At 65.5% G+C, this 6,205-nt stretch carries 5 protein-coding genes; all 5 read left to right on the top strand.

Going from position 1 to position 6,205, the window contains the following annotated elements:
- Positions 1 to 324 precede the first annotated feature (324 nt).
- The 5 genes from nth to pstS (ACQ5SA_RS08810) all read left to right on the top strand — a co-directional run bounded on the left by nth (position 325) and on the right by pstS (ACQ5SA_RS08810) (position 6,125).
- Entirely contained in the window at positions 325 to 1,014 is a 690-nt protein-coding gene (nth, locus tag ACQ5SA_RS08830) for an endonuclease III (protein WP_230110437.1), read from the top strand.
- A gap of 227 nt (positions 1,015 to 1,241) precedes the next feature.
- Positions 1,242 to 2,453 carry an OprO/OprP family phosphate-selective porin gene (locus ACQ5SA_RS08825; RefSeq protein ID WP_230110438.1) on the top strand — a complete coding sequence of 404 codons (1,212 nt, stop codon included), beginning with the start codon at positions 1,242 to 1,244 and terminating at the stop codon, positions 2,451 to 2,453.
- 110 nt (positions 2,454 to 2,563) lie between these two features.
- Complete coding sequence (locus tag ACQ5SA_RS08820; protein WP_499314001.1) at positions 2,564 to 3,343, top strand: PA3715 family protein; 780 nt, start codon at positions 2,564 to 2,566, stop codon at positions 3,341 to 3,343.
- Positions 3,344 to 3,479: 136 nt separating this feature from the next.
- Positions 3,480 to 4,499: a phosphate ABC transporter substrate-binding protein PstS gene (pstS, locus tag ACQ5SA_RS08815; protein WP_499314000.1), complete on the top strand. Its 1,020-nt coding sequence runs from the start codon at positions 3,480 to 3,482 to the stop codon at positions 4,497 to 4,499.
- 537 nt (positions 4,500 to 5,036) lie between these two features.
- Positions 5,037 to 6,125 carry a phosphate ABC transporter substrate-binding protein PstS gene (pstS, locus tag ACQ5SA_RS08810; protein WP_099819984.1) on the top strand — a complete coding sequence of 363 codons (1,089 nt, stop codon included), beginning with the start codon at positions 5,037 to 5,039 and terminating at the stop codon, positions 6,123 to 6,125.
- Positions 6,126 to 6,205: the final 80 nt, after the last annotated feature.

Raw genomic sequence — 6,205 nt, 5'->3', positions numbered from 1 at the left:
AAAAATGTGTGCAGCAATGATAAGATGGAGAAGAACACACAGACGCGATGCACTGGAACGGAGATAGAGATAGAGTGGAAATGTTGGCCGTGAATATAAAGTATGAGGTGTTGGTGTTGATTTTTTTTTTTTCCAGCAGAAGACGGCATACGTGACCTAGTAGGGGCTCGGGGGCTGGGGAAAGGGTATAGGCACCGACCGGGAGGCCGAGCGTGATGCGCGTCGGACGCCCGCACCGGCGCCGGACGCGAAACCGGCCCTGCCCGCCGCCGCGGCCGCCATCCTCGCCCGGGCCAAGGCCCGCGCCGCCGGCAAGGAGCTGTAATGGCGACCGCGAAGAAGACCGCGCGCGCACCTGCGCGCCGCGGCAGTACGATGCCGCGCGCCGACGTGGTGGAAATGTTCACCCGCCTGCGCGAACTCAACCCGCATCCGAAGACCGAGCTGGAATACAGCTCGCCTTTCGAACTGCTGGTGGCGGTCGCCCTGTCCGCGCAGGCCACCGACGTCGGCGTCAACAAGGCCACCCGTCGCCTGTTCCCGGTTGCCAACACGCCGGCGAAAATCCTCGCCCTGGGCGAAGAGGGACTGAAGAAGTACATCGCCACCATCGGCCTGTTCAACGCGAAGGCGAAGAACGTGATCGCCACCTGCGCGCTGCTGCTGGAGAAGCACGGCGGCGAAGTGCCGCGTGATCGCGATGCACTGGAGGCCCTGCCCGGTGTTGGTCGCAAGACTGCCAACGTGGTGCTCAACACCGCCTTCGGCGAACCGGTGATGGCGGTGGATACGCATATCTTCCGTGTCGCCAACCGCACCGGACTTGCGCCGGGAAAGAACGTGCGCGAGGTCGAGGACCGATTGGTCAAAGCGATTCCCGCCGAGTTCCTGCTCGATGCGCACCACTGGCTGATCCTGCACGGACGGTACGTGTGCAAAGCACGCAAACCGGATTGCCCGGGGTGCGTGATTGCCGATCTTTGCCGGTTCAAGGACAAGACCATCGCCGAGTGATGGCGGTATCCGCGCAAGACGTGGATGCGCGAAAAACCATCCACGCATGGCGTGGATCTACTGCAACCGGGGCGCAATCCGGGCGTCATACGTAACCGGTTTCAATGGCAGGCCCAGCCGTGACGGGGCCTGCGGCGGATCGCGGCCGTGCGCGAACTGTCACATTTACGCAATCTTCACGTTTTAGCCTGCGCGCATCTTCCCACCTGCCTGCAAGGCTCCTCTCCATGAAACTGCATCACCAACTCCTGACGGTCGCCGTGGCTGCTGCGCTGTATGTGCCGGCCGCCCACGCCGAAGTCGCCATCGATGTGATCGGCGGTTCGGAAATCACCTTCGAAGGCCTGGTCCAGGCCGACGGCAACTGGTACGACAATGACGTCGTGGACCTCAACGGCGGTGACGCCGGCAACGGCAAGAACAGCGAATTCGAACTGCGTCGCGCCGAGCTGGTGCTGAAGGGCAAGGGCCCGGGCAACGTGGAGTGGGTGGTCGGCTATGACGCCAAGGCCGACAAGTTCCTCGACACCAACGTGAAGTACAAGCTGCTGGGCAACGCCAACCACTTCATCCAGGTCGGCCAGTTCAAGCAGCCCAACAGCCTGGAAGAGCTGTCCAGCACCAAGAACAACGACTTCATTTCCAAGGCTGCGGTCACCAACACCTATGCCATTGCCCGTCGCCTCGGCGGCGCGTACAGCTACGGCCAGGACAACTGGTCGGTCACCGCCAGCGCCTTCGGCCGCGAGCTGACCCGCAACCTGGCCCACGGCAGCGGCTACGGCGCACGTGGCACCTGGGCCCCGATCAACGAGAAGGGCCAGGTCCTGCACTTCGGCCTGAGCTACGTGAACTACGACACCGACGCAGACACCCTGCGCGTGCGTGCCCGCCCGAACGCTGACCTGGCCACCGCGCGCCTGGTCGACAGCGGCAACCTGGTCGACACCGACCGCGTCAGCACCATCGGCGCCGAAGCGATGTACTTCCAGGGTCCGTTCAAGGCCCAGGCCGAGTACTACACCAGCAAGGCCAAGCGCATGGCCAACGACAACTACACCAGTGACGGCTACTACGTCAGCGGCGTGTGGAACGTCACCGGCGAGACCTGGAGCTACAAGGGTGGCACCCCGGGCACCGGCCTGCCGAACAACCCGGCTGGCGGCCAGTGGCAGCTGGGCGTGCGCTACGACCACATGGATCTGAACGACGGCAACCTCGCCGCCAACCCGGTGGCCGGCCGTCCGCCGATCGTCGATGGCGTGCTCGGCGGCAAGATGGACATCTGGACCGTCGGTGCCAACTGGTACTGGCGCTCGAACTTCAAGCTGATGCTCAACTACGTGATGGTCGACAGCAAGAAGTACAACTCGACCGCCCGTGGTTTCGTCAACGACGATCCGAACATCCTGGAAGCCCGCGCGCAGTTCTTCTGGTAAGACCGGAAGCACGCGTTCGAACGAAGGCACGGCTCCGGCCGTGCCTTCGTCGTTGTAGGCAAGCGATGGGCGCGCGATGATGCCCTGCCCTGTCGACATGGACCTTCGGGATGCCTGCTTTCCCCCGCCCGCGCCGCCTGCTATGCGCTGCCCTGCTCGCCGCCCTCCCCGCCACCGCGCTCGCGTGTGACGATGCAGAGGCCGTGCGCGACGCCGCGTATCGACAGCTGCCGGCTGGCGCGTTGCCAGTGACGGCAGGCTTTACCGATGCCGACAGCACCGCCTGCCGTGCGTGGCCCGCGCAGCCCGGCACGATCCTGCTGGCCATCGCCCAATGGACCGCCCCCGCCTCGGAAGACGTGCGCGGTGGCGACCTGGACCTGTTGCTGATCGATACCGCCAGTGGCCAGCCGCTGGCCTGGACCCGCGTGGCCGATGCGGTCAGCAGCGATGCGCTGCGCTTCACCGGGCTCCACCTGGACACGGCACGCTGGCAACTGGACCCGGCCACCCGCGCGTTTGGCGTGCGCATGGACTACAGCGGCAGCTCAGGCCCCAACCCGTTCGCGCAGACCGAACTGCAGTTGTTCGTGCGCGATGGCCGGCAGCTGCGCCGGGTGCTTGCGCCGCTGGCGGTCAGCGGCAGTCGCGGCGAATGGGATACGCGCTGCGCCGGCGAGTTCAGCCGCTTCGAGCGCACGCTGGAAATAGGAAAGGCTGATGCGCCTGGCCTGGCACCGATCCTGGTGCGCGAAAAGCGCACCGATACGATCAGCGTCGCTGCGGGCGACGACTGCCATGCAACCGACACGACGGCTCCCGCGCAGCGCTGGACACTGCTGCCCAGCAACGGGCGTTATGCCGTTCCGGAGGCGCTGAGTGGGCTCTGAAAGGGAGGCTTCGGCAGCGCCATGACGGCTGTCACGTTCGCGTCATATGACAGACGCGGGCGTGTCATGGAACCGTTATGGAATGTGCACCGAAACGTCGGGCAGCCGCCCCTCGACCACCCCAGGAGTCTCTCCCGTGATCCACGCCTTCAAGTCGCGCGCCGCCGTCGCCATTCTGGCCGCGTCGTCCGTGTTCGCCGCCAACGCCGCCGATGTCACCGGCGCGGGCGCTTCGTTCATCTACCCGGTGATGTCCAAGTGGTCGGCCGACTACAGCACCGCCACCGGCAAGAAGGTCAACTACCAGTCGATCGGTTCCGGCGGTGGTATCGCCCAGATCAAGGCCGCGACCGTGGACTTCGGCTCGTCCGATGCGCCGCTGAAGCCGGAAGAGCTGGCTGCCGCAGGCCTGGCCCAGTTCCCGTCGGTGATCGGCGGCGTGGTGCCGGTGATCAACGTCGCTGGCGTCGCCCCGGGCGCGCTGAAGCTGGACGGCCCGACCCTGGCCAACATCTTCCTGGGCAAGATCACCACCTGGAACGACCCGGCCATCGCCGCGCTGAACAGCGGCCTGACCCTGCCCAGCGGCAAGATCACGATTGTCCATCGCTCGGACGGTTCGGGCACCACCTTCAACTTCGTCAACTACCTGTCCAAGGTCAGCCCGGAGTGGAAGAGCAAGGTCGGTGAAGGCACGTCGGTCCAGTGGCCGGCCGGCATCGGTGGCAAGGGCAACGAAGGCGTTGCTGCCTATGTGAAGCAGATCAAGGGCGGCATCGGCTACGTCGAACTGTCCTATGCGCTGCAGAACAAGATGTCCTACGCGGCGATGAAGAACGCGGCTGGCAAGATCGTGCAGCCGTCGGACGCCTCGTTCTCGGCCGCAGCGGCCAGCGCCGACTGGGCCAACGCCCGTGACTTCTACCTGGTGATGACCAACGCCCCGGGCGCTGAAGCATGGCCGATCACCGCCACCAACTTCATCCTGGTGCGCAAGCAGCCGAAGAACGTGGCGGGCGCCAAGGCCACCCAGGAGTTCTTCCGCTGGATCTACAAGAATGGCGATGCGCAGGCCAAGCAGCTGGACTACGTGCCGCTGCCGGACGCGCTGGTGCGCCAGATCGAGACCTACTGGACGCAGAACCTGAAGTACTGAGTTTCGTTGCAAGGCGTTCCCCCGCAGGAACGGGGTCGGCGGGTCCTCTCTCCCTCGCCGGCCCCACCGGGCGCTGGATCCTTCGGGGTCCGGCGCTCTTCTTTTTTGTGCGGTTGGTTTGCTGGGTTGGTCGGGAAGAGCGCTGCGCTTCCGTTGATGTGTTGTTGCGGCGATGGGCCGGGCTGCGCAGGACACGCCGTGAACCCGTCCGTGGGGGCTCGGCCACGGCATCCATGCCGTGGACGGTCCTGCGCACCCCGACCCACCGCCTTCCGACAGTCCATCGGGGGCGCGGTGGGGTCATGGAAGGCAGGAGCAGATGCAAGGGCAACGGCAATGCGCCGCCGGGCCGGGAACCGCGCAGAAGCGCAGTTGGCGCCGTCAGCCGCCCTGGCGGCCAACCGTGAATCCGCCGAAACCCTTGCCAGAACGTGATCCAGGACACCTCTGTCATGGACGTCATACGGTTGTAACAAAAACATCATTTCATAGCCGCATCCGCCGACACCGTCGGCTCTACCCCGCTATGGAGTGACCATGAAACTGCACTCGGCCAGCCTTGCCGCCCTTTCCCTGGCCATCGCCCTGGGCTTGTCTGCCTGCGGTGGCGACAAGCAGGCCGCACAGCAGCCGGCCGCCGACGGCGCCGCCGCTCCGGCCGCTGCCGGCGACAAGGTGACCGCTGAGGTCTCCGGTGCTGGCGCCTCCTTCATCTTCCCGCTGGTGTCCAAGTGGTCGGCCGACTACAACACCGCCACCGGCGCCAAGATCAACTACCAGTCGATCGGTTCCGGTGGTGGCATCGCCCAGATCAAGGCCGGTACCGTTGATTTCGGTTCGTCCGACAAGCCGCTGAGCAGCGACGAGCTGGCCCAGGCCGGCCTGGCCCAGTTCCCGTCGGCCATCGGCGGCGTGGTCCCGGTAGTCAACATCGACGGCCTGGAAGCCGGCAAGCTGCGCCTCAGTGGCGCCCTGCTCGCCGACATCTTCCTGGGCAAGGTCAAGACCTGGAACGACCCGGCCATTGTCGCCGCCAACCCGGGCGTGACCCTGCCGGACGGCAAGATCACCATCGTCCACCGTTCGGATGGTTCGGGCACCACCTTCAACTTCTCCAACTACCTGTCCAAGGTCAACCCGGAGTGGAAGAGCAAGGTCGGCGAAGGCACCTCGGTGCAGTGGCCGGACGGCGTGGGTGGCAAGGGCAATGAAGGCGTCGCTTCGTACGTGAAGCAGATCAAGGGCTCGATCGGCTACGTCGAACTGGCCTACGCCCTGCAGAACGCGATGCCGTACGCCTCGCTGCAGAACGCTGCCGGCACCTGGGTGCAGCCGAACGCTGAAACCTTCGCCGCCGCTGCCGCCAGCGCCGACTGGGCCAGCGCCAAGGACTTCAACCTGGTCATCACCAACGCACCGGGCGAGCAGGCGTGGCCGATCACCGCCACCAACTTCATGCTGATGCAGAAGAAGCCGAAGGATGCCAAGCGCAACCAGGATGCGCTGGCCTTCTTCAAGTGGGCCTTCGAAAGCGGCCAGACCCAGGCCAACGAACTGCACTACGTGCCGCTGCCGGCCGAGCTGGTCAAGCAGATCGAAGCCTACTGGGCGACCGAACTGAAGTGATGGACCCGACGGTGCCCGCCACGTGCGGGCACCGTCTCCTGAACATCGTGCTGCCCCGCCCCTTCCTGGCCCTGCCGTCC

The sequence above is a fragment of the Stenotrophomonas indicatrix genome (genome assembly GCF_050573115.1).
In the GTDB taxonomy this organism is placed as follows: domain Bacteria; phylum Pseudomonadota; class Gammaproteobacteria; order Xanthomonadales; family Xanthomonadaceae; genus Stenotrophomonas; species Stenotrophomonas lactitubi_A.
Note: the sequence above shows the minus strand (reverse complement) of the source record. Positions and strands in the feature narration are given on the sequence as shown.